At 60.8% G+C, this 24,298-nt stretch carries 23 protein-coding genes; 16 read left to right on the top strand and 7 right to left on the bottom strand.

From position 1 onward, the window contains the following. Nucleotides 1–38: 38 nt before the first annotated feature. The 3 genes from HCI85_RS12135 to HCI85_RS12125 are packed head-to-tail and all read left to right on the top strand — an operon-like array spanning nucleotide 39 to nucleotide 2,113. Nucleotides 39–788 (top strand): quinoprotein dehydrogenase-associated SoxYZ-like carrier, encoded by a 750-nt coding sequence (locus HCI85_RS12135; RefSeq protein WP_167145748.1) that lies wholly within the window; start codon nucleotides 39–41, stop codon nucleotides 786–788. A gap of 18 nt (nucleotides 789–806) precedes the next feature. Further along, entirely contained in the window at nucleotides 807–1,124 is a 318-nt protein-coding gene (locus HCI85_RS12130; RefSeq protein ID WP_090252814.1) for an EthD family reductase, read from the top strand. A 59-nt stretch (nucleotides 1,125–1,183) separates the two neighbouring features. After that, nucleotides 1,184–2,113: a quinoprotein relay system zinc metallohydrolase 1 gene (locus HCI85_RS12125; RefSeq protein WP_090252817.1), complete on the top strand. Its 930-nt coding sequence runs from the start codon at nucleotides 1,184–1,186 to the stop codon at nucleotides 2,111–2,113. 209 nt (nucleotides 2,114–2,322) lie between these two features. On the opposite strand, the gene HCI85_RS12120 is transcribed toward HCI85_RS12125, so the two are convergent. After that, on the bottom strand, nucleotides 2,323–3,576 hold the full coding sequence (locus HCI85_RS12120; protein ID WP_167144900.1) for an ABC transporter substrate-binding protein: 1,254 nt from the start codon (nucleotides 3,574–3,576) through the stop codon (nucleotides 2,323–2,325). A gap of 314 nt (nucleotides 3,577–3,890) precedes the next feature. Here HCI85_RS12120 and HCI85_RS12115 point away from each other — a divergent pair, with 314 nt between their 5' ends. The 12 genes from HCI85_RS12115 to HCI85_RS12060 all read left to right on the top strand — a co-directional run bounded on the left by HCI85_RS12115 (nucleotide 3,891) and on the right by HCI85_RS12060 (nucleotide 18,122). Beyond that, complete coding sequence (locus HCI85_RS12115) at nucleotides 3,891–5,666, top strand: methanol/ethanol family PQQ-dependent dehydrogenase (RefSeq protein ID WP_167144899.1); 1,776 nt, start codon at nucleotides 3,891–3,893, stop codon at nucleotides 5,664–5,666. Between the two features lie 177 nt (nucleotides 5,667–5,843). Next, on the top strand, nucleotides 5,844–7,124 hold the full coding sequence (locus tag HCI85_RS12110; RefSeq protein ID WP_167144898.1) for an NAD(P)/FAD-dependent oxidoreductase: 1,281 nt from the start codon (nucleotides 5,844–5,846) through the stop codon (nucleotides 7,122–7,124). Further along, nucleotides 7,121–7,849 carry a thiosulfate oxidation carrier protein SoxY gene (locus HCI85_RS12105; RefSeq protein WP_167144897.1) on the top strand — a complete coding sequence of 243 codons (729 nt, stop codon included), beginning with the start codon at nucleotides 7,121–7,123 and terminating at the stop codon, nucleotides 7,847–7,849. Before HCI85_RS12110 ends, HCI85_RS12105 begins: the two co-directional genes overlap by 4 nt. A gap of 168 nt (nucleotides 7,850–8,017) precedes the next feature. Further along, the gene (gene exaC / locus HCI85_RS12100) at nucleotides 8,018–9,538 is read left to right on the top strand and encodes an acetaldehyde dehydrogenase ExaC (RefSeq protein WP_090252831.1); all 1,521 of its coding nucleotides are present in this window, start codon (nucleotides 8,018–8,020) and stop codon (nucleotides 9,536–9,538) included. A gap of 371 nt (nucleotides 9,539–9,909) precedes the next feature. After that, nucleotides 9,910–9,981, top strand: a complete 72-nt coding sequence (pqqA, locus tag HCI85_RS12095; protein ID WP_003243383.1) for a pyrroloquinoline quinone precursor peptide PqqA — start codon at nucleotides 9,910–9,912, stop codon at nucleotides 9,979–9,981. A gap of 70 nt (nucleotides 9,982–10,051) precedes the next feature. Beyond that, entirely contained in the window at nucleotides 10,052–10,966 is a 915-nt protein-coding gene (gene pqqB, locus HCI85_RS12090) for a pyrroloquinoline quinone biosynthesis protein PqqB (protein WP_167144896.1), read from the top strand. A 77-nt stretch (nucleotides 10,967–11,043) separates the two neighbouring features. Next, nucleotides 11,044–11,796 carry a pyrroloquinoline-quinone synthase PqqC gene (gene pqqC / locus HCI85_RS12085; protein WP_167144895.1) on the top strand — a complete coding sequence of 251 codons (753 nt, stop codon included), beginning with the start codon at nucleotides 11,044–11,046 and terminating at the stop codon, nucleotides 11,794–11,796. An 85-nt stretch (nucleotides 11,797–11,881) separates the two neighbouring features. Continuing rightward, a complete protein-coding gene (pqqD, locus tag HCI85_RS12080) occupies nucleotides 11,882–12,160 on the top strand; it encodes a pyrroloquinoline quinone biosynthesis peptide chaperone PqqD (RefSeq protein ID WP_167144894.1) in 279 nt (92 codons plus the stop codon). Beyond that, nucleotides 12,132–13,286, top strand: a complete 1,155-nt coding sequence (pqqE, locus tag HCI85_RS12075; protein ID WP_167144893.1) for a pyrroloquinoline quinone biosynthesis protein PqqE — start codon at nucleotides 12,132–12,134, stop codon at nucleotides 13,284–13,286. The genes pqqD and pqqE overlap by 29 nt, the downstream gene beginning before the upstream one ends. Further along, on the top strand, nucleotides 13,274–15,121 hold the full coding sequence (locus HCI85_RS12070) for an alpha/beta hydrolase family protein (protein ID WP_167144892.1): 1,848 nt from the start codon (nucleotides 13,274–13,276) through the stop codon (nucleotides 15,119–15,121). The genes pqqE and HCI85_RS12070 overlap by 13 nt, the downstream gene beginning before the upstream one ends. Nucleotides 15,122–15,211: 90 nt before the next feature. Beyond that, a complete protein-coding gene (ercA, locus tag HCI85_RS12065) occupies nucleotides 15,212–16,375 on the top strand; it encodes an alcohol dehydrogenase-like regulatory protein ErcA (protein ID WP_167144891.1) in 1,164 nt (387 codons plus the stop codon). After that, complete coding sequence (locus HCI85_RS12060) at nucleotides 16,359–18,122, top strand: NahK/ErcS family hybrid sensor histidine kinase/response regulator (protein WP_167144890.1); 1,764 nt, start codon at nucleotides 16,359–16,361, stop codon at nucleotides 18,120–18,122. The genes ercA and HCI85_RS12060 overlap by 17 nt, the downstream gene beginning before the upstream one ends. A 260-nt stretch (nucleotides 18,123–18,382) precedes the next feature. Here HCI85_RS12060 and HCI85_RS12055 read toward each other — a convergent pair whose 3' ends face one another. Both HCI85_RS12055 and HCI85_RS12050 read right to left on the bottom strand, forming a co-directional pair. Beyond that, nucleotides 18,383–18,667, bottom strand: coding sequence for a type II toxin-antitoxin system RelE/ParE family toxin (locus tag HCI85_RS12055; RefSeq protein ID WP_090252654.1), 285 nt, complete (start codon nucleotides 18,665–18,667; stop codon nucleotides 18,383–18,385). Then, the gene (locus HCI85_RS12050) at nucleotides 18,667–18,942 is read right to left on the bottom strand and encodes an antitoxin of toxin-antitoxin stability system (RefSeq protein ID WP_167144889.1); all 276 of its coding nucleotides are present in this window, start codon (nucleotides 18,940–18,942) and stop codon (nucleotides 18,667–18,669) included. The genes HCI85_RS12055 and HCI85_RS12050 overlap by 1 nt, the downstream gene beginning before the upstream one ends. 192 nt (nucleotides 18,943–19,134) lie before the next feature. On the opposite strand from HCI85_RS12050, the gene HCI85_RS12045 reads away from it, so the two are divergent. After that, nucleotides 19,135–19,425: a carboxypeptidase-like regulatory domain-containing protein gene (locus HCI85_RS12045; protein WP_167144888.1), complete on the top strand. Its 291-nt coding sequence runs from the start codon at nucleotides 19,135–19,137 to the stop codon at nucleotides 19,423–19,425. 24 nt (nucleotides 19,426–19,449) lie between these two features. Here HCI85_RS12045 and HCI85_RS12040 read toward each other — a convergent pair whose 3' ends face one another. The 4 genes from HCI85_RS12040 to HCI85_RS12025 all read right to left on the bottom strand — a co-directional run bounded on the left by HCI85_RS12040 (nucleotide 19,450) and on the right by HCI85_RS12025 (nucleotide 24,291). Beyond that, nucleotides 19,450–20,481: a phage integrase gene (locus tag HCI85_RS12040; RefSeq protein ID WP_090252663.1), complete on the bottom strand. Its 1,032-nt coding sequence runs from the start codon at nucleotides 20,479–20,481 to the stop codon at nucleotides 19,450–19,452. Then, the gene (locus HCI85_RS12035) at nucleotides 20,481–21,758 is read right to left on the bottom strand and encodes a hypothetical protein (RefSeq protein WP_167144887.1); all 1,278 of its coding nucleotides are present in this window, start codon (nucleotides 21,756–21,758) and stop codon (nucleotides 20,481–20,483) included. The genes HCI85_RS12040 and HCI85_RS12035 overlap by 1 nt, the downstream gene beginning before the upstream one ends. A gap of 69 nt (nucleotides 21,759–21,827) precedes the next feature. Further along, the gene (locus tag HCI85_RS12030; protein ID WP_167144886.1) at nucleotides 21,828–23,183 is read right to left on the bottom strand and encodes a type II secretion system protein GspD; all 1,356 of its coding nucleotides are present in this window, start codon (nucleotides 23,181–23,183) and stop codon (nucleotides 21,828–21,830) included. 4 nt (nucleotides 23,184–23,187) lie between these two features. Beyond that, nucleotides 23,188–24,291 (bottom strand): zonular occludens toxin domain-containing protein, encoded by a 1,104-nt coding sequence (locus tag HCI85_RS12025; protein WP_167144885.1) that lies wholly within the window; start codon nucleotides 24,289–24,291, stop codon nucleotides 23,188–23,190. Nucleotides 24,292–24,298: the final 7 nt, after the last annotated feature.

Here is a 24,298-nt window from a genome sequence, read left to right as displayed (position 1 = left end):
GGCTGCAGGTCAACGGCACCGGGAGGTGTGGGATGGAACTGGATTGGCGTTCATTTCTACTGCTGGCGCTGTTTGCCGTGCCCTGGGACAGCTGGGGCAGCCAGCGCGACCCGGTCACATCGGTGATGTGGGACTACTACCACGAGCGTCTGCTGGGCGGCGAAGCCTTTGTTTTCGATGAGCGGGTCAAGCTCAGCGCGCCGCCGTTTGCCGAGGACGCGCGGCAGGTGCCGATTCAGATCGACGCCAGTGCCTTCGACGGTCAGGTGGTGCGCATGCTGGCCTGGGCCGAACTCAATCCGATTCCACAGATCTTCGATTTCCAGCCGGGTGAGCAGGTGCTGCCACGGCTGGCCATCCGCATTCGGGTCGAGCAGGCCACGCCGCTGCGGGTGGCGGTACTGACCCGTGACGGGCTCTGGCATGTCGGTTCGACGCAAATCGATGCTGCCGGTGGCGGCTGCACAGCCCCCAGTGTGGTGCGCGCCCAGGCCGGTTGGGAGGAGCATCTGGGTGAAGTGCTCGGCAAGCGCTTTGTCCTGGCTTATGCCAACCGCCTTCGCGTGCAGGTGGCCCACCCGATGGACAACGGCCTGGTCGGCGGTATTCCGGAATTTTTTCTCAACCAGGCGCAGTTGCGTGATCGCAGCGGCAACACCCTGGCCAGCCTCGAACTGTTTCCCGCCGTCAGCGAAAACCCGACCATCAGCCTGGATGTAAAGGGCAACGTCGAGACCGAGCTATGGTTGCGTGACAACAACGGCAATGAATTCAAAGCCGAACTCTGAAAGCCACAAGGACCTGCCATGATCAAAGTCAGCGTGCTGTACCCCAATACTCCCGGTGTGCGTTTCGACATGACCTATTACTGCGAGCAGCATATGGCGATCGTGCGCGAATGCCTGGGCAGCGCGTGCCAAGGCATTGCCGTGGACGCTGGCCTGGCCAGCGCCACGCCCGGTGAGGCCGCGCCCTATATCGCCATGGGGCATCTGTATTTCGACAGCGTGGCGGTGTTCGAGCAGAGCTTTGCCCCGCACGCGGCACGGATCATGGGCGATCTGCCGAACTTTACCGACAGCCAGCCGCTGGTGCAGATCAGCGAGGTCCGCCTCGCGCCCTAAATGGCGGTTCTGCCCTGGGCAGCCCAGCACGGCGCTGCCCGTCTTATCGCGAGGTGCTTATGCGCTGGATACTCATACTGGCGGCGCTGGCCAGCGCCTGCGTGCACGCCAATCCGCTCGCCTACGACCTACAGCCCCGGCAGATTGCCGATGGCGTGTGGCTGTTTGAAGGCAGCACGGACAACTTCTCCCAGGCCAATGGCGGCAATATCGTCAACACCGGGTTTATCGTCACCGATAAAGGCGTTGTGGTGATCGACAGCGGGCCGTCGCGGCGTTACGGCGAGGTGATGCGCCAAGCGATTGCCCGCGTCACTGACAAGCCGCTGCTCAAGGTCATGCTGACCCATCATCATCCCGACCATGTGCTGGGCAATCAGGCCTTCAGCGATGTGCCGATTGCCGCCTTGCCCGGCACCACCGCGTTGCTGGTAGAGCAGGGCGATACCATGGCGGAGAACATGTACCGCCTGGTGGGCGACTGGATGCGCGGCACCGAAGTGCTGCTGCCCACTGAGAGCCTTGAGCCGGGAATGCTTGAGGTAGGCGGGCGGACGCTGCAACTGCTGGCCCTGAGCGGCCACACCGGGGCTGATCTGGCGATTCTCGATGTGCAGAGCGGCGTGCTGTTTGCCGGTGATCTGGTGTTTTATCAACGTGCCCTGACCACACCCGGCACACCGAGCCTGGCCACCTGGCTGGCGGATCTCGACCAGCTGCAGCACCTGCCCTGGAAGCAGATCGTGCCCGGCCATGGCCCGCTGGCCAGCGATGCTGCGCCCTTTGCCCAGATGCGTGATTACCTCGGCTGGCTGGACGGCGTCATGCGCAGCGGTGCCGAGCAGGGCGCGGAAATGAATGAACTGATCCGCACCGCCATCCCGGAACGCTTTGCCGGCGTAAACCTCAGCCGTTATGAGCTGATCCGCAGCGTCAGTCATCTCTACCCGCGTTATGAGCAGGCCGCGATGCAGCGGGTGGATCGCTAAGAAAAACTGCGATACCCAGATGCGGTGGCTCTGTACCACGAGTGTGGTACGTCTGTATTTATCGACACAGACGTGAGGTGCTCTTGCTTCGTAGGGTGCGCCGTGCGCACAAGTCATTACTCGTCTAATTGGGGGTATGTCCGCGCAGACGTTGAATCCCGGTGCGCGCAGCGCACCCTACGGGTTGTCCCTGGCAACACATGATTGGCTTAGCGCAGCTGCAATTCCTCGCCGCGCTCCTGCTGCCACTCATCCTGGCTCGGCGCGGCCTGGTCGCCGTCCATATGGTGGATGATGTCGAAGTAGTGCTGCTTGAACGGGTCGAGCATCACGTCGTCACGCTTGCGTACCCGTACCGCATAGATGCTCTGCACATTCTGATGGTCGAAGGCGCGCCACTGCTGCTGCCCCTTGAGCAACTGGTAACTGTGGTCTTCCAGGGTGCTGATCAGCCGTTCGCTGTCCAGGCTTTGCGTGCGCTGCACGGCATCGGCCCATTGCTTGACGATGGAGTAGGCGGAGGCGCTGGTGCTGCCGGGGTACTCCTGATAATCGCTGATATAGCGCTCAACGAATTGCTGGCCCTGGGCGATGTTGTCCTGGCTGGGCAGGTTCCAGGTCCAGGCTTCGGTGCCGATCACGCCCTCCATCACCAGCGGCCCGGCCTGCTGCACCACGCTCTTGGTCAGGTTGGGCACGATGATCTGCGTACGTTGCTTGAGGCCCATGTTGTGCACCATGCGCATGCTGCGCTGCAGGTTCTCGCCGAGCAGCACCAGCACGAGGATATCCGCCTCGCTGCGGGCCGCTTTATTGAGCGCCGCCAGGTACTGCTCACGGCGCACCAGACCACTGGGTAGCGCAGTACGGCCATGGCGTGCGCGGTCGGTGCTGTTGGTGGCCAGGCGCAGGGCGTTTTCCATGCTGCGGCCCCAGGCGTCATCGACAATGATGTAGTGGTAGCGCTGGCGTGGCATATGCCAGGACAGGTATTCGCCGAGCACCCGTGCACTCATCCAGGCGCTGTTGGACTCCCGGAACAGATAGCGATGGCCGGCCAGGCCGGTCACTTCATTGGCATAGCTCAGGGTGGCGAAGTACAGCAGGCCGCGCTCGCGGGCGCGTTGCCCGGCGGCTATCGCCTCTTCACTGGTGGCGCCGCCAAACACCATGCGTGCGTCCTGGTTGGCGAAGTAATCGACATTGCTGACGGCCTTGTCGGCCTGCGAGCTGGTGTTCTTGCTGAGCAGCTCCAGCGGTTTGCCGAGCACGCCACCTGCTTGGTTGATTTCGTCCACGGCCAGCAGTGCACCACGGCGCAGCTCGAGACCTTCATCCTTGTAATTGCCGGTACGTGGGTAGTTGAGGCCGATCTTGATGGGCTCGGCCTGGGCAAGGTTGCCCAGGTCTACCAGCAGCAGGCTGCTCAACAACAGGTGGCTGAGTGGGGTGGTGCGGCCCATATGGCTTGCTCCTTAGCGTGGGGGAGTAGCTTTCTAACGGCTGGGCCGGGGGCTGGGTATGCTCTTTTCAGGGGGCTGGGCTAGCACTTAAGTCGGCCAGGCCATGTGCCGGTACGGTGTGGGTGCACATCCGGGCGGGAAAATTGCCTGCGTGGCAGGTGCGTCAGGCAGCGATAAAACGGGCGGTATTGCTACCAAGGGAGTAGCTAAATCGGTACTGCGTTCAATTGTTGGGGGAGGCTGGGCAGCCAAGAATCTGTGGCAGATCGGGAAAAATTCCCGGTGATAACAATGAACCCACAGAGGTAGCCGCAATGAAACACACCGGTCTTCGCCAGCCTTTCCTCCTCACCGCGCTGTGCGCGGCGATGCTGATGCCGTCCGCCGCCGCCCTGGCGGTGACCGATGAGGAAATCCTCAAGGACGCCACCACCACCGACCAGATCGTCACCAACGGCCTGGGGCTGCAAGGCCAACGCTACAGCCCGCTGGCCACACTCAACACAGACAACATCAAGGACCTGCGCCCGGTTTGGACGCTGTCCTTTGGTGGCGAGAAGCAGCGTGGCCAGCAAGCGCAGCCGCTGATCAAGGACGGCGTGATGTATGTCACCGCGTCCTACTCGCGGGTGTTTGCCGTCGATGCCCGCACCGGGCGCGAGCTGTGGCAGTACGATGCGCGCCTGCCGGATGACATTCGCCCGTGCTGCGACGTGATCAACCGTGGCGTGGCGCTGTATGGCGACCTGGTGATCTTCGGCACCCTGGATGCCAAGCTGGTGGCTCTGCACAAGGATACCGGCAAGGTGGTCTGGCGCAAGAACGTGGCGGACCACAAGGCCGGATACTCGATCACGGCGGCACCGCTGGTGGTCAACGGCAAGCTGATCACCGGGGTGTCCGGTGGCGAATTCGGCGTGGTCGGTAAGATCGAAGCCTACGACCCGAAAAACGGCGAGCTGCTGTGGAGTCGCCCGACCGTGGAAGGTCACATGGGCTACGTCTACCAGGACGGCAAGGCGATTGAAAACGGCATCAGCGGTGGTGAAGCCGGCAAGACCTGGCCGGGTGACCTGTGGAAAACCGGTGGCGCCGCCCCCTGGCTGGGCGGTTACTACGACGCGGAAACCAACCTGCTGCTGTTCGGCACCGGTAACCCGGCGCCGTGGAACTCGCACCTGCGCCCGGGCGACAACCTCTATTCGTCTTCGCGCCTGGCGCTGAACCCGGACGATGGCAGCATCAAGTGGCACTTCCAGACCACCCCGCATGACGGCTGGGACTTCGACGGTGTCAACGAGCTGGTGTCCTTCAACTATCAGGACGGCGGCAAGACTATCAAGGCTGCAGCCACCGCTGACCGTAACGGCTTCTTCTACGTGCTCGACCGCACCAACGGCAAGTTCATCCGCGGCTTCCCCTTTGTCGACAAGATCACCTGGGCCAAGGGTCTGGACAAGAATGGCCGGCCGATCTACGACGACAGCAACCGTCCCGGCTCGCCAAGCGCGAAGGAGAAGGGCACGAGCGTGTTCTCTGCACCCGCCTTCCTCGGTGCGAAGAACTGGATGCCGATGGCTTACAGCCAGGACACCGGGTTGTTCTACGTGCCGTCTAACGAGTGGGGCATGGACATCTGGAACGAGGACATCGCCTACAAGAAGGGGGCGGCCTACCTTGGTGCTGGCTTCACCATCAAGCCGTTGAACGAGGACTACATCGGTGTACTGCGCGCCATCGACCCGAAAACCGGCAAGGAAGTCTGGCGGCAGAAAAACTACGCACCGCTGTGGGGCGGGGTGATGACCACCAAGGGCAACCTGGTGTTCACCGGCAACCCGGAAGGTTTCCTGCAGGCCTTCAACGCCAAGACCGGCGAGAAGGTCTGGGAATTCCAGACTGGCTCCGGCGTGCTGGGTTCGCCCGTAACCTGGGAGATGGACGGCGAGCAGTATGTTTCGGTGCTCTCCGGCTGGGGTGGTGCAGTGCCGCTGTGGGGCGGCGAAGTGGCCAAGCGTGTGAAGAACTACAACCAGGGCGGCATGCTCTGGACCTTCAAACTGCCCAAGGAGCTGGTCGCCAAACGTTGATTGGCGGATAGCCTGTACAGGATGGCCGGTCTAGACCGGCCATTTTTGTTTTCATGCTTTGGTGTCAATGACTTACGACCAAAGAAGCATGGTCTGGTTTACGGCTGTGCTTCAGCGTGCAGATAGGCTCTGTTGCGATTTTATGCGCGCACAGAGTTTTTCGGTGCAGGGGGAAGCATGCAGGGCTTTACACGTCGTCAATTGCTCGCCGGGGCCGCCATGCTGCCCTGGCTGTTGCCGGGGGCGCTGCAAGCCCGCGTCGGCCGGGCGCGGGTGTTGGTGATCGGCGGCGGTTTTGCCGGTGCTACGGCGGCGCGTTACCTGAAGCGTCAGGCCGAGCAGCTGGACGTGGTGCTGATTGAGCCGAAATCTGACTTTCATACCTGCCCGTTCAGCAACCATGTACTGGCCGGGCTGCGTGAGCTGGACAGCCTGCGTCAGGATTACCGCGCCTTGCAACGGCAACAGGTGCTGCATGTGCGCGAACGGGCGCGGGAAATTGACCTGCAGGCCCGGCAGGTGGTGCTGCAGGGCGGCCAGCGCCTGCGCTATGACCGGGTGTTGCTGGCGCCCGGAATCGACATGGACTGGCAGGCCATCGAGGGCTACGACCGCAATGCCGCCAGCCGTCTGCCGCATGCCTGGCAGGCTGGCGCGCAAACCGCTCTGCTGCGCCGGCAACTGCAGGCCATGGACGATGGTGGCCTGGTGATCATCAGCGTGCCGGACAACCCCTATCGCTGCCCGCCGGGGCCCTATGAGCGGGCCAGCCTGATTGCCCATTACCTGAGCCAGGCCAAGCCACGCAGCAAGGTGCTGATCCTCGACAGCAAGGACAGTTTCTCCAAGCAGGCGCTGTTTCAGCAGGGTTGGCAGGCGCTTTATGGCGAGCGCATCGAGTGGGTTGGGCGTGCTGGCGATGGCCGTGTTGTGCGCGCCGATGCTGGGCGGCGCGAGCTGCTCTGCGAGTTTGGCCAGCGCCATCGCGCGGCGGTGATCAACCTGATTCCACCGCAGAAAGCTGCCGAAATCGCTGCTCGCAGTGGCCTGGTCGATGCCAGCGGTTGGGTACCGATCCGTCCGACCACCTTTCAAGCCCGCGAGGCCAGTGACATCTATGTGGCGGGGGATGCCTGCATCGCCGCGCCCATGCCCAAGTCAGCCTACAGCGCTAATGCTCAGGCCAAGGTGGCAGTGGCGGCCTTGCTGGCAGATCTGGCCGGCCAGGAGCCGCCAACCGCGAGCTGGCGCAACACCTGTTACAGCGCGCTGGCACCGGGTCAGGCGGTGTCGATTGCGGCTGATTACGGCGTACAGGAGCAGCACCTGATCGAGCTGCCAGGCAGCCTGACGCTCAGCCCGTTGCAGCCGCCCGCCGGGTTACGGGCCCAGGAAGCGGCGCTGGCCGAGGCCTGGTATCAGAGCATCTGCATGGATGCCTGGGGGCATTTGGCATGACCCTGCGCCTGCTGATTTTGCTGGTGCTGGCCGGCCCTGTAGCTGCGCAGCCCTGGGTCCAGGCACAGCACAGCGTTGAACAGTGGTTGCAGGGCCATGAGGTGCAAACCCAGGGGTTGAGCCTGGACGTGCCGACCTGGGTCGAGGATGGCGCGTTTGTCGCCATTGACCTGACCCTGCAGGATGCCCAGCCCCCGGTATCGCTCAGCCTGCTGCGCAGCGGCGAAGACGATCCGCGTATCGCCACGCTGCACGTGCAGGCCTGGGACGCGCCGCTGCGTCTGTCGACCCGTGTGCGCCTGCCGCGAAGTCAGCAACTGATCGTACTGGCCCGTGATGGGCGCGGGCGTGTGTGGCTGGCGGCGCAGGCGGTGGAGGTGTTGAACAGCAGTTGCCTGTCGCCGAGTAGCGCTCAGCCAGGCAGCAACCTAGGGCCGTTGCAGGCCTGGCTGGAACCGCAGGGGCGTGGTCTGGAGTTGCGCAGCCTGTTGCGCCATCCAATGGAAACCGGGCGGCGTCCGAGCGTGGATGGTCAACTGCTGCCCCGGCATTTGCCGACACATTTTGAGGTCAGCGGGGCGCACGGCAATCTGCTGCGCATCGAGCCTTTCGAGGGTTTGGCGGCCAACCCTTACTGGAGGGTGCTGCTGCCCGCTGGGCAGACACCGCTGCTGCTGCGTTGGGTGGATGCCGATGGCCGCGCGTTTAGCCGGCAGCTGCCCTGAACCGGGACGGTGCGCGGCTCTGGGGCGAGCTTTACGGCTCTACTACCAAATGACGAGAGGTTTTGTGCCATGGGCGCATACCGGTCGAGCAGGGCGCTTCCTAAGATCGAACCATGACCTGCTCCACGTCCCAGGGGGCAGGCTCCGCCAACAAGAGAGGTCAATCCCATGCTTTACGCCAAACCCGGTACGCCAGGCGCCGTCATCACCCTCAAACCGCGCTACGGCAACTACATCAATGGTGAGTTTGTCGCCCCGCTGAGTGGCCAGTACTTCAGCAACACCAGCCCGGTGGATGGTTCGGTGATCGGTGAGTTCCCACGTTCCGACGCCGCCGATATCAACAAGGCGCTGGATGCTGCGCACGCCGCTGCCGATGCCTGGGGCAAGACCTCGGTGCAGGAGCGTTCGCACATTCTGTTGAAGATCGCCGACCGCATCGAAGCCAACCTTGAACTGCTGGCCGTGGCCGAGACCTGGGATAACGGTAAGGCCGTGCGCGAAACCCTCAACGCCGACGTGCCGCTGGCCGCTGACCACTTCCGCTACTACGCCGGGTGCATCCGCGCGCAGGAAGGCAGCACCGCCGAGATCAATGAAGGCACCGTGGCCTACCACTTCCATGAACCGCTGGGCGTGGTCGGGCAGATCATCCCGTGGAACTTCCCGCTGCTGATGGGTGCCTGGAAACTCGCACCGGCTCTGGCCGCTGGCAACGCCATCGTGCTCAAACCGGCCGAGCAGACGCCGCTGTCGATCACCGTGCTGATGGAGCTGATTGGCGACCTGCTGCCGCCGGGTGTGCTCAACGTCGTCCAGGGCTTCGGCCGTGAAGCCGGTGAAGCACTGGCCACCAGCAAACGCATTGCCAAGATCGCCTTCACCGGATCGACTCCAGTGGGCTCGCATATCCTCAAGTGTGCCGCCGAAAACATCATCCCGAGCACCGTCGAACTGGGTGGCAAATCGCCGAACATCTTCTTCGCCGACATCATGAATGCCGAGCCGGCATTTATCGAGAAGGCCGCTGAAGGCCTGGTGCTGGGCTTCTTCAACCAGGGCGAAGTGTGCACCTGTCCGTCGCGTGCGCTGGTGCAGGAATCGATCTATGAGTCGTTCATGGTCGAGGTCATGAAAAAGATCAAGCAGATCAAGCGTGGCGATCCGCTGGACACCGACACCATGGTCGGCGCCCAGGCCTCGCAGCAGCAGTTCGACAAGATCCTCAGCTACCTGGAGATCGCCCAGCAGGAAGGCGCCCAAGTGCTCACCGGCGGTGGCGTGGAGAAACTCGAAGGCAACCTGGCCAACGGTTACTACATCCAGCCGACCCTGCTCAAGGGCACCAACCAGATGCGCGTGTTCCAGGAAGAAATCTTTGGCCCGGTGATCGGCGTGACCACCTTCAAGGACGAAGCCGAAGCGCTGGCGATTGCCAACGACACCGAGTTCGGCCTGGGCGCAGGCGTGTGGAGCCGCGACATCAACGTCGCCTACCGCATGGGTCGGGCAATCAAGGCCGGTCGCGTATGGACCAACTGCTACCACCTGTACCCGGCGCACGCCGCGTTCGGTGGCTACAAGAAATCCGGTGTGGGCCGTGAAACCCACAAGATGATGCTCGACCACTACCAGCAGACCAAGAACCTGCTGGTGAGCTACGACATCAACCCGCTGGGCTTCTTCTAACTCGTGTAACCCCGGCGTATCCGCTCCAGTGCGCCGGGCTCCTTCCTGCGATTCGCCGGTCGGCGAGATCTGTTTGTGGTCTGGGCAGATAACTGCTGCAGCAGGTCACTATCGCAACGCGGCTTCGGCCGCGTTTTTTATTGCGCCGTGCCAAGCATGTACCTGTCGGGTGCGCCGTGCGCACCACAGGCCAGTACTTCAGCTATTACGGTGCGCGCGGCGCACCCTACGTCGGTTGGCATCAGCCGGGGCCCGTAAACGCTACCAATGTCAGCAGAAATTCATCCCAAAGTACCATTTGGCTGCTGCCGGTCGGGGGGCTTAATGAAGGGGCCGGAATTCGCCGGCGTCGATAAGAAGAGGACCGCGCCATGTGGACTAAACCCGCCTACACCGACCTGCGTATTGGTTTCGAAGTGACCATGTACTTCGCCAATCGTTGAGCCGTTTTGCCCCGGCATTGCCGGGGCATCCCAACAGGCATACCCATCGGCATCGCAATCGGAAGCGTCCATGCATATCCAGATTCTTGGCTCCGCCGCCGGCGGTGGCTTCCCCCAGTGGAACTGCAACTGCCGTAACTGCCGTGGCGTGCGCGCGGGCAGCGTACGGGCGCAGCCACGTACCCAGTCTTCGATTGCCCTGAGTGACAATGGCCAAGACTGGATCCTGTGCAACGCCTCTCCGGATATCCGCGTACAGATCGAAGCCTTTCCTGCGCTCAACCCGGCGCGTCGGCTGCGCGACAGCGCGATTGCCGGGATCATCCTGCTTGACAGCCAGATCGATCACACCACTGGCCTGCTGACCCTGCGCGAAGGCTGCCCGCATCAGGTCTGGTGCAGCGAGATGGTGCATCAGGACCTGACCAGCGGCTTTCCCCTGTTCAATATGCTCAGCCACTGGAATGGCGGCTTGCAGCACAACCTGATTGCCCTCGATGGCGAGCCGTTCAGCATTGCGGCCTGTGCCAACTTGTCGATCACGGCCGTGCCGTTGCGCAGCAGTGCACCGCCGTATTCACCGCACCGTGGCAACCCGCATCCGGGCGACAACATTGGTTTGTTTGTCGAGGATCGCCGCACCGGCGGCACGCTGTTCTATGCCCCCGGTCTGGGTCAGGTCGATGAACCATTGCTGGCCTGGATGCGCCGTGCCGACTGCCTGCTGGTGGACGGCACGCTGTGGCGCGATGACGAAATGCGCCTGTGCGAAGTGGGCGACAAGCTCGGCAGCGAGATGGGCCACCTGTGTCAGAGCGGTCCGGGTGGCATGATCGAGGTGCTTGATGGCCTGCCATCTGCACGCAAGATCCTTATTCATATCAACAACACCAACCCGATTCTCGACCTGGATTCGCCTGAGCGCGCCGAACTTGACGCGCACGGTATCGAGGTCGCGTTCGATGGCATGAGCATCGTTTTGTAGCGCGCCCAGGCCGTGCGCACCTCAAAGAATGCGGGTGCGCAGGGCACACACTACGGCAACGCGTATTGGAGATACTGATGAGCCAACCCGCCATGAGCCCTGCCGAGTTTGAGCAGGCCTTGCGCGCCAAGGGCGCGTACTACCACATTCACCACCCGTTTCATCAGGCGATGTATGCCGGCCACGCCAGCCGTGAGCAGATTCAAGGGTGGGTGGCCAATCGCTTCTACTATCAACTGAACATCCCGCTCAAGGATGCGGCGATCCTGGCCAACTGCGCTGATCGCGACACCCGCCGTGAATGGCTGCAACGCATTCTTGATCACGACGGTGCGCAGGGCGAGGAGGGTGGTATCGAAGCCTGGCTGCGCCTGGCCGAAGCCGTGGGCCTTGAGCGCGAGCAGGTGCTGTCGCAAGAGCTGGTGCTGCCCGGCGTACGCTTTGCCGTGGATGCCTACGTCAATTTCGCCCGCCGCGCGTCCTGGCAGGAAGCCGCCAGCAGCTCGCTGACCGAACTGTTCGCCCCGCAAATCCACCAGTCACGTCTGGACAGCTGGCCGCAGCATTACCCCTGGATCGATGCCGAGGGTTACCGCTATTTCCGCACGCGGCTGCAGCAGGCGCGTCGCGATGTTGAGCATGGCCTGCGTATCACCTTGGAACACTACCGCACCCGTGAAGCCCAGGAACGCATGCTGGAAATCCTGCAATTCAAGCTTGATGTCCTGTGGAGCATGCTCGACGCCATGAGCATGGCCTACCAGCTGGAGCGCGCGCCGTATCACACGGTGACCGCCGAGCGCGTCTGGCATCGGGGGATTGCGCTATGAGCCACAGACAAGCGGTACGCACGGCGCACCCTACGGTTGGACGTTATGTAGGGCGCGCCGCGCGCACCGCAACGGAGCCGAGACTATGACCGCAACCATCCTGCCCACTATCCCTGCCATTCGCCGAGGCTTTCGCCTGCAATTCGAGCCGGCCCAGGGTTGCCATGTGCTGCTCTATCCGGAAGGCATGATCAAGCTCAACGACAGTGCCAGCGAGATTCTCCAGCAGGTCGATGGCAAGCGCTCGGTGGCCGAGATCATCGACAGCCTGCACCAGCGCTTCCCGGATGTGCCGGGGATCGACGAAGACATTCTTGCCTTCATGGAGGTGGCCCATGCTCAGTTCTGGATCGAGCTTCGCTAAGGCAGGTCATGAACCAGGGCCACCGCTGTGGCTGCTGGCCGAGCTGACCTATCGCTGCCCGCTGCAATGCCCGTACTGCTCCAACCCGCTGGATTTCGCCCAGCAGGGCGCAGAGTTGTCGACCGCCGAATGGATCGAGGTATTCCGCCAGGCCCGTGAACTGGGTGCTGCACAACTGGGTTTTTCCGGCGGTGAGCCGCTGGTACGCCAGGACCTGGCCGAGCTGATCGCCGCGGCGCGCGGCCTGGGTTACTACACCAACCTGATCACCTCCGGCATCGGCCTGACCGAAGTACGTATCGCCGAGTTCGCCGACGCCGGGCTCGATCATATCCAGATCAGCTTTCAGGCCGCCGACGAGGAAGTGAACAATCTGCTGGCGGGCTCGAAGAAGGCTTTCGCTCACAAGCTGGCCATGGCCCGTGCGGTCAAGGCCCATGGCTACCCGATGGTGCTGAACTTCGTCACCCACCGGCACAACATCGACAACATCGAGCGGATCATCGAGCTCTGCCTGGAGCTGGAGGCGGATTTCGTCGAACTCGCCACCTGCCAGTTCTATGGCTGGGCCGAACTCAACCGCGCAGGGCTGCTGCCGACCCGCGCCCAACTGGAGCGCGCCGAACGCATCACCAACCAGTGGCGCGACAAGCTGGCGGCCGAGAATCATCCGTGCAAGCTGATCTTCGTCACCCCGGACTACTACGAGGAACGACCCAAGGCCTGCATGAACGGCTGGGGCAATCTGTTTCTCGACATCACCCCGGACGGCACCGCTTTGCCCTGTCACAGCGCGCGGCAGCTGCCGGTGCAGTTTCCCAATGTGCGCGAGCACAGTCTCGAACATATTTGGCGAGATTCATTCGGCTTCAACCGCTTTCGTGGCGACGACTGGATGCCCGAGCCATGCCGCAGCTGCGACGAGAAGCACAAGGACTTCGGCGGCTGCCGTTGCCAGGCCTTTATGCTCACTGGCGACGCCAGCAACGCCGACCCAGTGTGCAGCAAGTCGGCGCAGCATGGCGTGATTCTCGCCGCGCGCCAGCAGGCTGATGACGCGCCGCTGGGGCTGGAGGCCCTGCAGTATCGCAATGATAAGGCCTCGCGGATCATATGCAAGGCCTGACCGACCCCGACGCGATCTGGAGCGCCGAACAGGCCGCAGCGGCCAGCGCTGACTTCGCCGAACTGCACGCTGCACTCGGCGGAGTGCTGTGGGTGGCGTTTGATCCGTTGCTGGCACGTTGTGGGTTGTTCTTTTGCCGTGATGGTGTCGTGACTGAACTGACGCCGCCGGGGTTCTCCGTACGCAGCCGGGTTTACGAATACGGCGGCGGTGCATGCTGTGCAACGGAGCAGGGCGTGGCCTTCGTCAATGAAAATGATCAGCAGGTTTACCTGATCGATATCACCGAGGGCGGTGGTGCGTATGGCGCACCCTGCGCGGTGACCGACTCGCCCAACTGCCGTTATGGCGACCTGTGTTTTGTGCCCGCCTGGCAGGCGCTGCTGGCTGTGGAGGAAAGCCATGAAGGCGGAGCGGTGATACATCGCCTGGTACGCATTGGCCTGACGGGCAAGCGCGAGGTACTGGTTGAAGGCGCTGATTTTTACGCCGCGCCAGTGGCCGATGGTGATGGCCAGCGGTTGGCCTGGATCGAGTGGGATCGCCCCGATCAGCCCTGGGTTGCCACGCGTCTGTGCCAACGTAAGTCGGGCGAACGCACCCAGGTGCTGGCTGGGCAGGACCGTGATCAATCCTTGCAGCAGCCGCGTTTCGATGGGCAGGGCCGGTTGTGGGTGTTGAGCGACAAGGCGGGTTGGTGGCAGCCCTGGTGTGTTGATAGACAGCATGATGCATGCGCTGCACCCTTCGATCATGCTCCCGCGCCCTGGCAGCTGGGTGGCCGAACCTACCTGCCGCTGGAAAACGGCGAACTGCTGCTGACGCGTTTCGAGCAAGGCACAGGCGTACTGGTAGGGTGCGCTTTCGAGACTGATAGTGCGCACAGCGCACCTTACGAGCGGCACTTCGCAGAGCATTTCACGCGTTTTCGCAGTCTGGCCGCCGATGCCGAGCATTTTTACTGCATCGCTGCCGCACCGGATCGTCTGTCGGCGGTGCTGGCGATTCGGCGTAGTGATGGCGCTGTACAAATACTGTCCGGTGGCGAGCAGCCCTTGAGTGAAGCACAGCTGTCCCGCCCCCAGTCATTTAACTGCGTTGTGGGTGAAGGCGAGCGCAGCCACGGTTTTTTTTACTCGCCCGTATCAAGCGGAGAGCGTCCTTCGCTGGTGATCTTTCTGCATGGCGGCCCCACCTCGGCCTGCTACCCGGTGTTCGACCCGCGTATCGCCTTCTGGACCCTGCGCGGCTACGCCGTGCTCGACCTCAATTACCGTGGCAGTAGCGGTTACGGCCGCGCCTATCGCCTGCGTCTGGCTGGCCAGTGGGGCGAGTTGGAGGTCGAGGACATTCGCGCCGCTATCGATGCGCTGGCGCGCGAGGGCCGTATCGATTCGCAACGCGTGTTCGTACGCGGTGCCAGCGCGGGGGGCTTCAGCGCGCTGCGGGCCTTGGTCGAGTTGCCGCAGCTTTGTGGTGGCGCCAGTCTTTATGGCGTCAGTGACCCGCTGGCGCTGCGCAGGCAGACCCACAAGTTCGAGGCGGATTACCTCGACTGGCTGATTGGCGACCCGGAACAGGATGCCGAACGTTACCGGGAGCGCACACCCCTGGTGCAGGCCGAGCGGATCATGGCTCCGGTGATTTTCTTCCAGGGCGCGCTGGATGCCGTGGTGGTGCCGAGCCAGACCGAGGCCATGGTCGAAGCATTACGCCAGCGTGGGTTGCCGGTGGAATATCAGCTGTTCGCCGACGAACGCCACGGTTTCCGTCAGGCCGCCAATCTGGCCGCCGCGTTGTGTGCCGAATATGGGTTTTATCAGCAGTTGAGCTGAGCGCAGGTCGCATTGCATAAACCGAGCAATGCAGTAGGCTGGCGCATACCTCGCTTAACCTATTCCATAACAACAAGAACAGGCCGTTGTATGAGCCACACCCTCAGCCAGTTACGTAAATTCGTTTCACCGGAAATCATTTTTGGTGCCGGTTGCCGGCACAACGTTGCCAACTACGCCAGTACCTTTGGTGCGCGTAAGGTGCTGGTGGTGTCCGACCCCGGCGTGGTTGCCGCCGGCTGGGTCGCGGATGTCGAAGCCAGCCTGCAGGCGCAGAATATCGACTACTGCCTGTACACCGATGTGTCGCCCAACCCACGGGTGGAAGAGGTGATGCTCGGCGCGGAAATCTACCGAGCCAACGCCTGCAACGTGATCGTTGCCATCGGTGGCGGCAGCCCGATGGATTGCGCCAAGGGTATCGGCATTGCGGTGGCCCATGGCCGCAGCATTCTTGAATTCGAAGGCGTAGACACCATCCGCGTGCCCAGCCCGCCGCTGATCCTGATCCCGACCACCGCCGGCACCTCGGCCGACGTGTCGCAGTTCGTGATCATCTCCAATCAGCAGGAACGGATGAAGTTTTCCATCGTCAGCAAGGCGGTGGTGCCGGATGTGTCGCTGATCGACCCGGAAACCACCCTGAGCATGGACCCGTTCCTCAGCGCTTGTACCGGTATCGATGCGCTGGTGCACGCCATCGAAGCGTTTGTTTCCACCGGCAGCGGTCCGCTCACCGATACCCATGCGCTGGAGGCCATGCGCCTGATCAATGGCAACCTGGTGCAGATGATCGCCACCCCCGACGACATCGCCCTGCGCGAGAAGATCATGCTCGGCAGCATGCAGGCCGGGCTGGCGTTCTCCAACGCGATTCTCGGCGCGGTGCATGCCATGAGCCATAGCCTCGGCGGCTTTCTCGATCTGCCTCATGGTATGTGCAATGCAGCGCTGGTCGAGCATGTGGTGGCGTTCAACTACAGCGCGGCACCCGAGCGTTTCAGCATGGTTGCGCAAACCCTTGGTATCGATGTGCGCGGGCTCAACCACAACCAGATCCGCCAGCGGTTGGTAGAGCATCTGGTGACGTTCAAGAAGTCGGTGGGCTTTCATGAAACCCTCAAGCTGCATGGGGTTTCCAGTTCCGATATTCCGTTCCTCTCGCGGCATGCGATGGAAGACCCGTGCATCCTGACCAACCCGCGTGAGTCCAGTCAGCGTGATGTCGAGGTTGTGTATGGCGAAGCCCTCTGATTTGCCGCAGTCGCAGAGCGAGGCTCTGGCCGGCCTGCTGGGCCTGGGCAGTCATTCGGCACGCAAAAGCCATTACCCCGAACTGCTGGCGCGTTTGGAAGAGCTGGAAACCGAGCGCAATCGCTACAAATGGTTGTTCGAACATGCTGTGCACGGGATTTTCCAGGCCAGTCTGCAGGACGGGCTGCTGGCCGCCAATCCAGCCCTGGCGCGCATGCTGGGGTACGACGATCCGCAACAGGTGCTTTGGTCGCTGACGGGCTTGGCCAACTACCTGTTTGTTGGCGGTGTCGCCGAGTTGGAACATATACGCAGCGTGCTGGCTCATGAGCCCGGGTTGTTTGGCTATGAAACCCAGTTGCGCCGCCGTGACGGCAGCGTGATCGACGTGTTGATGAACCTGCTGCTCAAACCCGATGAGAACGGTCTGTTCGAAGGTTTTGTCGCTGATATCACCGAGCGCAAACAGGCCCAGCAACGCCTGCAACAACTCAATGACGAACTGGAACAACGGGTCGGCGCACGCACCGGTGAGTTGCAGGAAGCCAACCGCAACCTGCTGCAGCAGATCGTCGAGCGCAAACGAATCGAGAAGGCCCTGCGCGAGGCGCGTGATGCGGCTGAAGAGGCCAACCGCAGCAAGGACAAGTACCTGGCCGCCGCCAGCCATGACTTGCTACAGCCGTTGAACGCCGCACGTCTGCTGATCTCGACCCTGCGCGAACGCAGCCTGCCGGCCAGTGAGCAGAACCTGGTGGAACGTACTCACCAGGCACTGGAAGGCGCGGAAGACCTGCTCACCGATCTGCTGGACATTGCCCGCCTGGACCAGGCGGCGATCAAGCCCGATCTGGATGTCTACAGCCTCGACGAACTGCTTGCGCCGTTGGCCTCGGAGTTTCAGCCGGTAGCAGCTGCAGCCGGGTTGCAACTGCGCGTACGCCATGGCGAGCACCTGCTCAATACCGACCTGCGCCTGCTCACGCGCATCCTGCGTAATTTTCTCAGCAACGCCTGCCGTTATACCGAGCAGGGCCGCGTGCTGCTTGGCGGGCGCAAGCGTGGCGGGTATGTCGAGTTGCAGGTATGGGACAGCGGCACGGGGATTGCCGAAGACCAGTTGCAAAGCATCTTCCTTGAGTTCAATCAGCTGAATGTCGGCCGCGCCGCCGAGCGCAAGGGCGTGGGCTTGGGCCTGGCGATTGTCGAACGGATTGCACGCATCCTCGGTTACCCGATCAAGGTGCGTTCGCAACCAGGACGTGGCTCGGTGTTCAGCATTCAGGTGCCACTGGCCAGCGGCAGCCAGTCGCGTACATTGGCAGCGCCGATGCCGCCACAACAGCGCCTGGGGGATCCGCTGCCAGGGCGGCGATTGCTGGTGCTGGATAACGAGCTGAGCATTCTGCACAGCATGAAAGCACTGCTGGAACAGTGGGGCTGCGAAGTACTGACCGCCACCGATCAGGCCACTGCGTTGCAGGTGCTTGGCCAGCAGGCACCGGAGCTGATCCTGGCCGACTTCCACCTCGACCATGGGGTGGTCGGCAGCCAGGTGGTGCAGCACTTGCGTGAGCACTTCGGGGTGACGATTCCCGCGGTGATGATTACCGCTGATCGCAGCGATCAGTGCCGTCGTGAACTGCACGGCATGGGTGTGCCTCTGCTCAACAAACCAGTCAAACCGGGCAAGCTGCGCGCGGTGCTGAGCCAGATCCTGCAGGATATGCCTTTAGTCGGCCTTTAATTTAGACGCACGATAGCAATAGATTTTTTGGGCAAAATTTGGGCAAAAGTGAGGCCGCCTTGGGCCTTTCTAGACCGTTAAGGAATTCTTTCGTCTAGGTTTTCTGCGGCCTGCAGCGGTGTACAAAGTTTACTACTAGCGTTCAAATCCCTATCTTCCCGCCATATAGATCGTCTAAGCCCCTGAAATTCCTAGAGTTTCGGGGGCTTTTTCGTTTCAGGCTGGGCAAGTGTCGAAGAAGTGTCGAAAGGTGGGTAGGGTTAGCTTTGGAGCGGAGGCCACATTCTGGCGACGTGCACTAGGGCAAGAATCCAGACACCGTCACTCTCGGTCTGATAGATAAGGCGGTAGTTCTCGTGGGGTATCAGCTCGCGGGTGCCGACAACCGTTCCCAGTCGCCCTCTTTGCGGAAAGTCAGCAAGGGTGGACGCAGCAGCGCTGAATAGTTCATCCATGTGTACGGCAGCGACGGGGTTATCAGCGGCGATGTATTCCCAGATATCCAGACGATCCTGAAGAGCTTCGGGTGTCCAAATAACCTTCATTAATTCCCTTGAGCCTTAGCACGGCGAGCGGCGAATTCTACTTCTACATCATCATTCGATCGACCACGGCCAGCCTCGACCGATACCCTGGCTGCAGCAACCTTACGTTGCAAGAATTCATCATGCTCTTTGGCTTGTTGTTGCTGGCGGATGAAATCGCGCATGAGGTCACGCATCACTTGTGAGGCCGGCATGTGTGCAGCTTGAGCTGCTGCCATGAATCCTTCGCGTAGCTCGGGTTCCAACTTCAAATTGAAAACGGCTTCTTTGGCCATGGTGCGATACCTCTAAGTCAGTTCGTATCTACAACGTATATACGTTGTATGCATGCTAAACAATGCACGCCGCATAGGAAAGCACAGGTCATCGGTTATGGCTGAGGTATGAAGTCGAAAGTCTTTTCTAAGAGTGGACATGTGATGGCAAAGTGCTAATGATCAGCACTTTTTAAACCAAGGATGATTTGTATGAAGTCCCTGAAACACCTATTCCTGACCATTCCTCTTATCGCTACGCTTGCCGGATGTATGAATATCAGTGGTGTAGTGCGAGACAAGCCAACAGGTAACCCTATATCGTCGGCGTCAGTGACCATTAACAATGTCAGCGCCACGACGAATGCCATGGGTGCCTATAACCTGACAGGGCCGTTCATCCCTAGCCACGTAATTTTTGTGAATGCTCCCGGCTACAACATCTACACCAAAAGCGTAGGTAAAGAGCAGATTCACGATATCGAGCTTGTTCCTCGTCAGTGAATGCCTGATGGATGTGCTGGCTATTCAAGCTGGCACACCATGCATAGCAACTCCTTCTCCAAGCAGCTTCGTATAGTCAGATACAGGCCCTAATTTGATTGCATCCTGCAAATGATCAGGTGCCAGATGCGTGTAACGCATGGTCATGGCCAAGGTTGTATGGCCCAGGATCTTCTGCAGCGTGAGGATGTTACCGCCGCTCATTACGAAGTGACTGGCGAAGGTATGCCGCAGGACGTGCGATGACTGGCCAGCCGGTACAGGTAAGCGAGATTCAGCTAGAGCCTTATCAAAGCTGTTGAGGCAGTTGCTGAACTGGCCGTGCTGTTTGAAGTGCCGGTGGATCTGCTGTTCTAGTTCCTGGGCGACCGGAATCGAGCGGACGCGCTTGCCTTTGGTGTTCACGAACGTAACCAGCTGGTTGCGTACCTTTTCAGGTGTCAGTGCCTGAGCCTCTCCCCATCGAGCGCCAGTAGCCAAACAGATTGCCGCGATCATGGCGACGTGAGGCGTCCGGCAATAGCTGTGGATTGTGGCAAACAGTTTTTCGATCTGCTGATCGGTCAGGTAGGCCAGTTCCTTTTCCTGCAGGCGAAGAGGGCGGACACGCGCCAGCGGGTTTGGATAATCAATGTCGCTGAGCTGAAACAACACGTTGAATACAGAGCGCAGGTAGCCCAGGCGATTGTTTAAGGTCTTGGGGTTGGCACCGGCCTTGAGCGCGTTGGTTCTGTACTCGGCGTACTCATTACCCGTCAGTTTGATAGCTATCGGATTGCCCAGGTCTTTTGCGAGCGTATCAAGCAAACGGCGGCGAGCCTCACCATCTGAAAGGGTATGCGCATGCAGTGTTGCCCATCGGTCGATCAGGTCACTCAGGCGGCGTCTGTCCTTGGGTTTTGGAGACCAAGCAGGGGCATCTATGACCTTGGCACGGCACGTTGCCTCGAAGCGTTGGGCCTCAGCTTTGGTCTTGAAGGTCTTACGAAAGCGTTTGCCCTTGATCGGTTCTACATCGACCTTCCAGCGTCCGTCAGGTTGTTGTTCGATAGCCATTACACCGCACGCCCCCACCTGACGTTGCGTTCTTCCAGCAGGGTTTTGATGTGCTTGTAGATGTCGTATTCACTCATGTCTTTGGCAGCGTAGTGATCACGAATAACCGGCCAGCATTCCCAGGTTTGCAGCCGGTCAAACGCCTTTTTTGCACCCACCCGTTCCCTTGCCAGCAGGCTGACGAAGTTGCCCAGGAACAGTTCGACGTTCTTGCCTGAGAAGCCACGGGAGGTCTTGTAGTAGCGCTTGTATTCAGTGTCCTCAAGCAGGGAATCGACAGGTAGATCCACGCGCACATCCTCGCGAATGAGTGTCCAGATAGGGGAGAAGTAACCAGGGCGGTCGAGCAACTTGAATTGGCGCAGGCCATAGCGCCACAGGCCGTCCAGATGCCCGGCAAACGCTGCAAACGAAATGGTGTCGATGGCCTCACCGGTTCTCACATCAAGCGAGCCGCTGGCGAATTGTTGGATGATTGAGTGGTGATAGCGCAGTTCTACACGCCATACCGGTTGGTCTGGGTTGTAGTTGTCAGGGTCTTTTTCGTCGAAGCTGTCGCGACGTTTCCAGACGCTTTCCCAGTAGTCGAGCTTGTCAGTAGCTCGGGCTTGTTCGGTCTTGTTGTAGATACAGAGTTGGACACCGTTGGCCGAGCCAAACATCGAGGTTTCGCCACGTCCGTAGGTGCTGGACTTGGTAGCCCAGTTGATTTCGTTGATGCCGGTTATGTCACGCTGCACACGTGCTTTGCAGTGCATGCGAGCCACCAGATCAGTGGGAGGTGTCCAGCCCTGGAGGTCTAGCGCAAGGTGGACGGCACACTGATTGATTTCAACATGGGTCATGACCTCAGACGCATAGAAATCTAACCGAGCCTGCAGGCGCTCAGGCGATAGGCTGTCGATTGCATGGGGTGACACTTCGATTTTCAGGTGTGGACCGATGCAGTCCAGCTTGGCGTTGAAGTTTTTCACCAACAGGATGATGCCCAGGTCAGCGTTTTGCAGCTTGTACTGGTAGCCCGAGTCACGGCCTACACGACCGGAGTGCCAGCGCTGACCCGCGAAGTCGACCAAGGTGCCTGGTTTCTCAAACAGCGCCATGATCTCCGGACGGATCATGCCCCGATACAACTGGCGCACCGTATCGACGCCACAGCGCAGCAAGCGCACTTTTGTCAGATCGGTGATCTTGGCCGTTTTCTGGTCGAAGAAGACGCGACCAGTTGCCGACTCTTTGAACTTGCGGTCTACCCGAATTTGATCTTTTACGGTCATTTTCTACTGCTCCAAATAGTGACGAATTGAGACTGTTTAAACTTATTTATCTGACGTGTTACAGGGACGTCACCGGGCGCTCTCGGCGCGCCCGGCGAGGTCTCCCGCTGCGCGTAAACCCTCGCCGGGCCGCCAGAGCGATAGATCCACCCAGGGCTTCGTCGTATCAGGCACCACCACGGAATCCCCCAGGCGATGAATACGGGCGGTCAAGAGGACAACGAGGTTGGTTGTGCGCACCCGCTCAGACTCAGAACGGAAGATCCGGCCGAGGTAGGGGATATCCCCGAGGATGGGAACAGCGGCGACGGACTTGTCGTTTTGCTGTGATCGCAAACCACCCAGCAGCACGCCTTGCCCATCCTTGAGCTGTACGCGCGTTAACACCCGTCTGGTGTTGGTGATGATGTCGGCGGCGGTCTTGTCATCGGAAACACTGGAGGCGGACTGGTTAACCTGCAGCTCTATCGCATCGGCTGGAGTGATAAAGGGTGTGACCTCAAGGGACACGCCTACATCCTGGCGCACGATGGTTTGAAACGGATCGGAGGCCGGTGTGGAGCCGCTGGTGGTCTGGCCGGTGATAAACGGGACGTTCTGGCCAACGACGATGGAGGCGGCTTCGCGGTTGAGGGTGAGCAGCTGAGGTGTGGACAGTAGACGGCTGCTACCACTGGTTTTGATGGCCTGCAAGAATGCCGAAATGGTCGGGCCTGAAAAGGTCAGGCTAAACCCAAGGTCGGATTTATCACTTGCACGCAACGAGGCCCCAGCCAGGTCGAGGCGGTCGGTTTGCCCGCTGACGTTGAGGCCGAGCGCGGTGAAGTCATCATCGGACAGCTCAGCGATAACCGCGGTGATTTCCACCTGTCGCCGCGGTTGGTCGATTTCGGTGATGACTTGCCGTATCGCTTCCAGTTGCTGGGCGGTAGCGGTGACGATGATGGCGTTTGTGGTCGGTGAAGGCGTGACCATCAGTTGGGTGGATGACGGCTCGCTGTTATCGGTACGGGAGCTGAGTACATCGCGAACCGACTGTTCGGCAAAGTCTGCCTGCAGGTGCTGCAGTTGCATCACTTCGGTGACCAGCTCGGGTGACTGCGGGATCTGCTGAGAGCTGATGCGGATGGTGGTCGGCGTTGAGGAGAAGTGAAAGCCGGACGACTGCACCGCGTTTTCCAGAAGCTGCTCAAGCTCTTTGTCGCTGCTGTAGGTGGCGAAGATGGAGACCGGCGCAGAGCGGATATCCGAACCGACCACCACCGACTTGTTGAGCTGAACAGCTGACCACTCAACAAAATCCTGCAGGGTGGCGTCATACAGTTCGACGCGCTCAGTGGAGTGCGCAGGTGGTGCAATCAGCAGGAATGCGCTGAGCCAGAATATGACGTAGAGGCAGAACCAGTTGTGTACGCGGGAGGTCATGGGATCACCTGTAGATGGAGAGAAAGTCATCGCCCCGAACCAACAGGGCTTCCCGTGGGCCGCGATCCTTGACCAGCACATCGCGGTTAAACAGATCCTCGGACTTGATGCGCCGGCCCTCTGGGTCAACGAAGATGTAGAAGGTCTCGCCGGACAGCTCGCCGTAGGTCGCAATGCGGTAGCCCTCAAACTCAGTCGTGAGGGTTTGCCCGCTGGGCTGACTGGTGACGCTGGCTATATGGGGCGTGGGTGCCTGGGCGTAGCGGTGCGATGCTGCAATGCCGCCGAACACCGGCACGCTGATGGTTAGAGCGACCAGGGCACCAGCCGCGAAGCCATTGATCACGCCGAAGCGTTTGAAGAAGATTTTTGTGGTGCGCATATAGAACCCCGCGTTGCGCTGGGCAGTAGGTACAGGGCGACGCCAGTACCCAGGCGGCAGCATCGAGTAGGAGCCTTTGTCGTAGGCTTTGTCGTATTCCTGGGTGGTGTCGTAGAAGCTGTAGAAGTCGTGCCCCCGGTAGAACCAGTCATCGACCTTGGGTGAGTTGAATTTGGCCCCGTACTTGACGATGGCTTGGTGCATCTTCGGCAAGCGACCCTTGAATATGCCGAGGGACAGCACGCGCAGCAGTGGGCCGACCGGAAACGGCAGCTTTATGCGGTCTAGGCGGTTGATATAGACGACATGCTCGGCAATCGACTCGCGGATCTGTTTGTCGATGACGTTGACGTTTTGCACGCACAACCACAGATCCCAGCGGCGTTTACGCAGGAACAGGAAGAACTTGAGCAAGTCGGTACGGCCACCGCTGTTCCAGTCGCGCGAGTTGAGCCACACACCAGCTTCGTCGAGGAAGATCCCGCCGAATTTTTCTTCGTCGTACACATCGCAGCCAACGCCCAGGCCAGTGAGATCATCAGCAGTTGGCAGATCCGGCAGGCGAACAAGGCGCGAATGTTTGTTGTCGCGCTTGCACAGCTTGTCCATGAACACATCGACGTTCACCGCCACACGGCGACCTTGCTTGAGGTAGTCGAGGATGCGCATCACGCACAGCAGGGTTTTTCCGGCACCGAGTTTGCCGGTCACGATATAGACGGCCATGGCAGTG

The organism is Pseudomonas sp. OTU750018, from assembly GCF_011636575.1.
Classification (GTDB): Bacteria; Pseudomonadota; Gammaproteobacteria; order Pseudomonadales; family Pseudomonadaceae; genus Aquipseudomonas; species Aquipseudomonas peli.
Note: the sequence above shows the minus strand (reverse complement) of the source record. Positions and strands in the feature narration are given on the sequence as shown.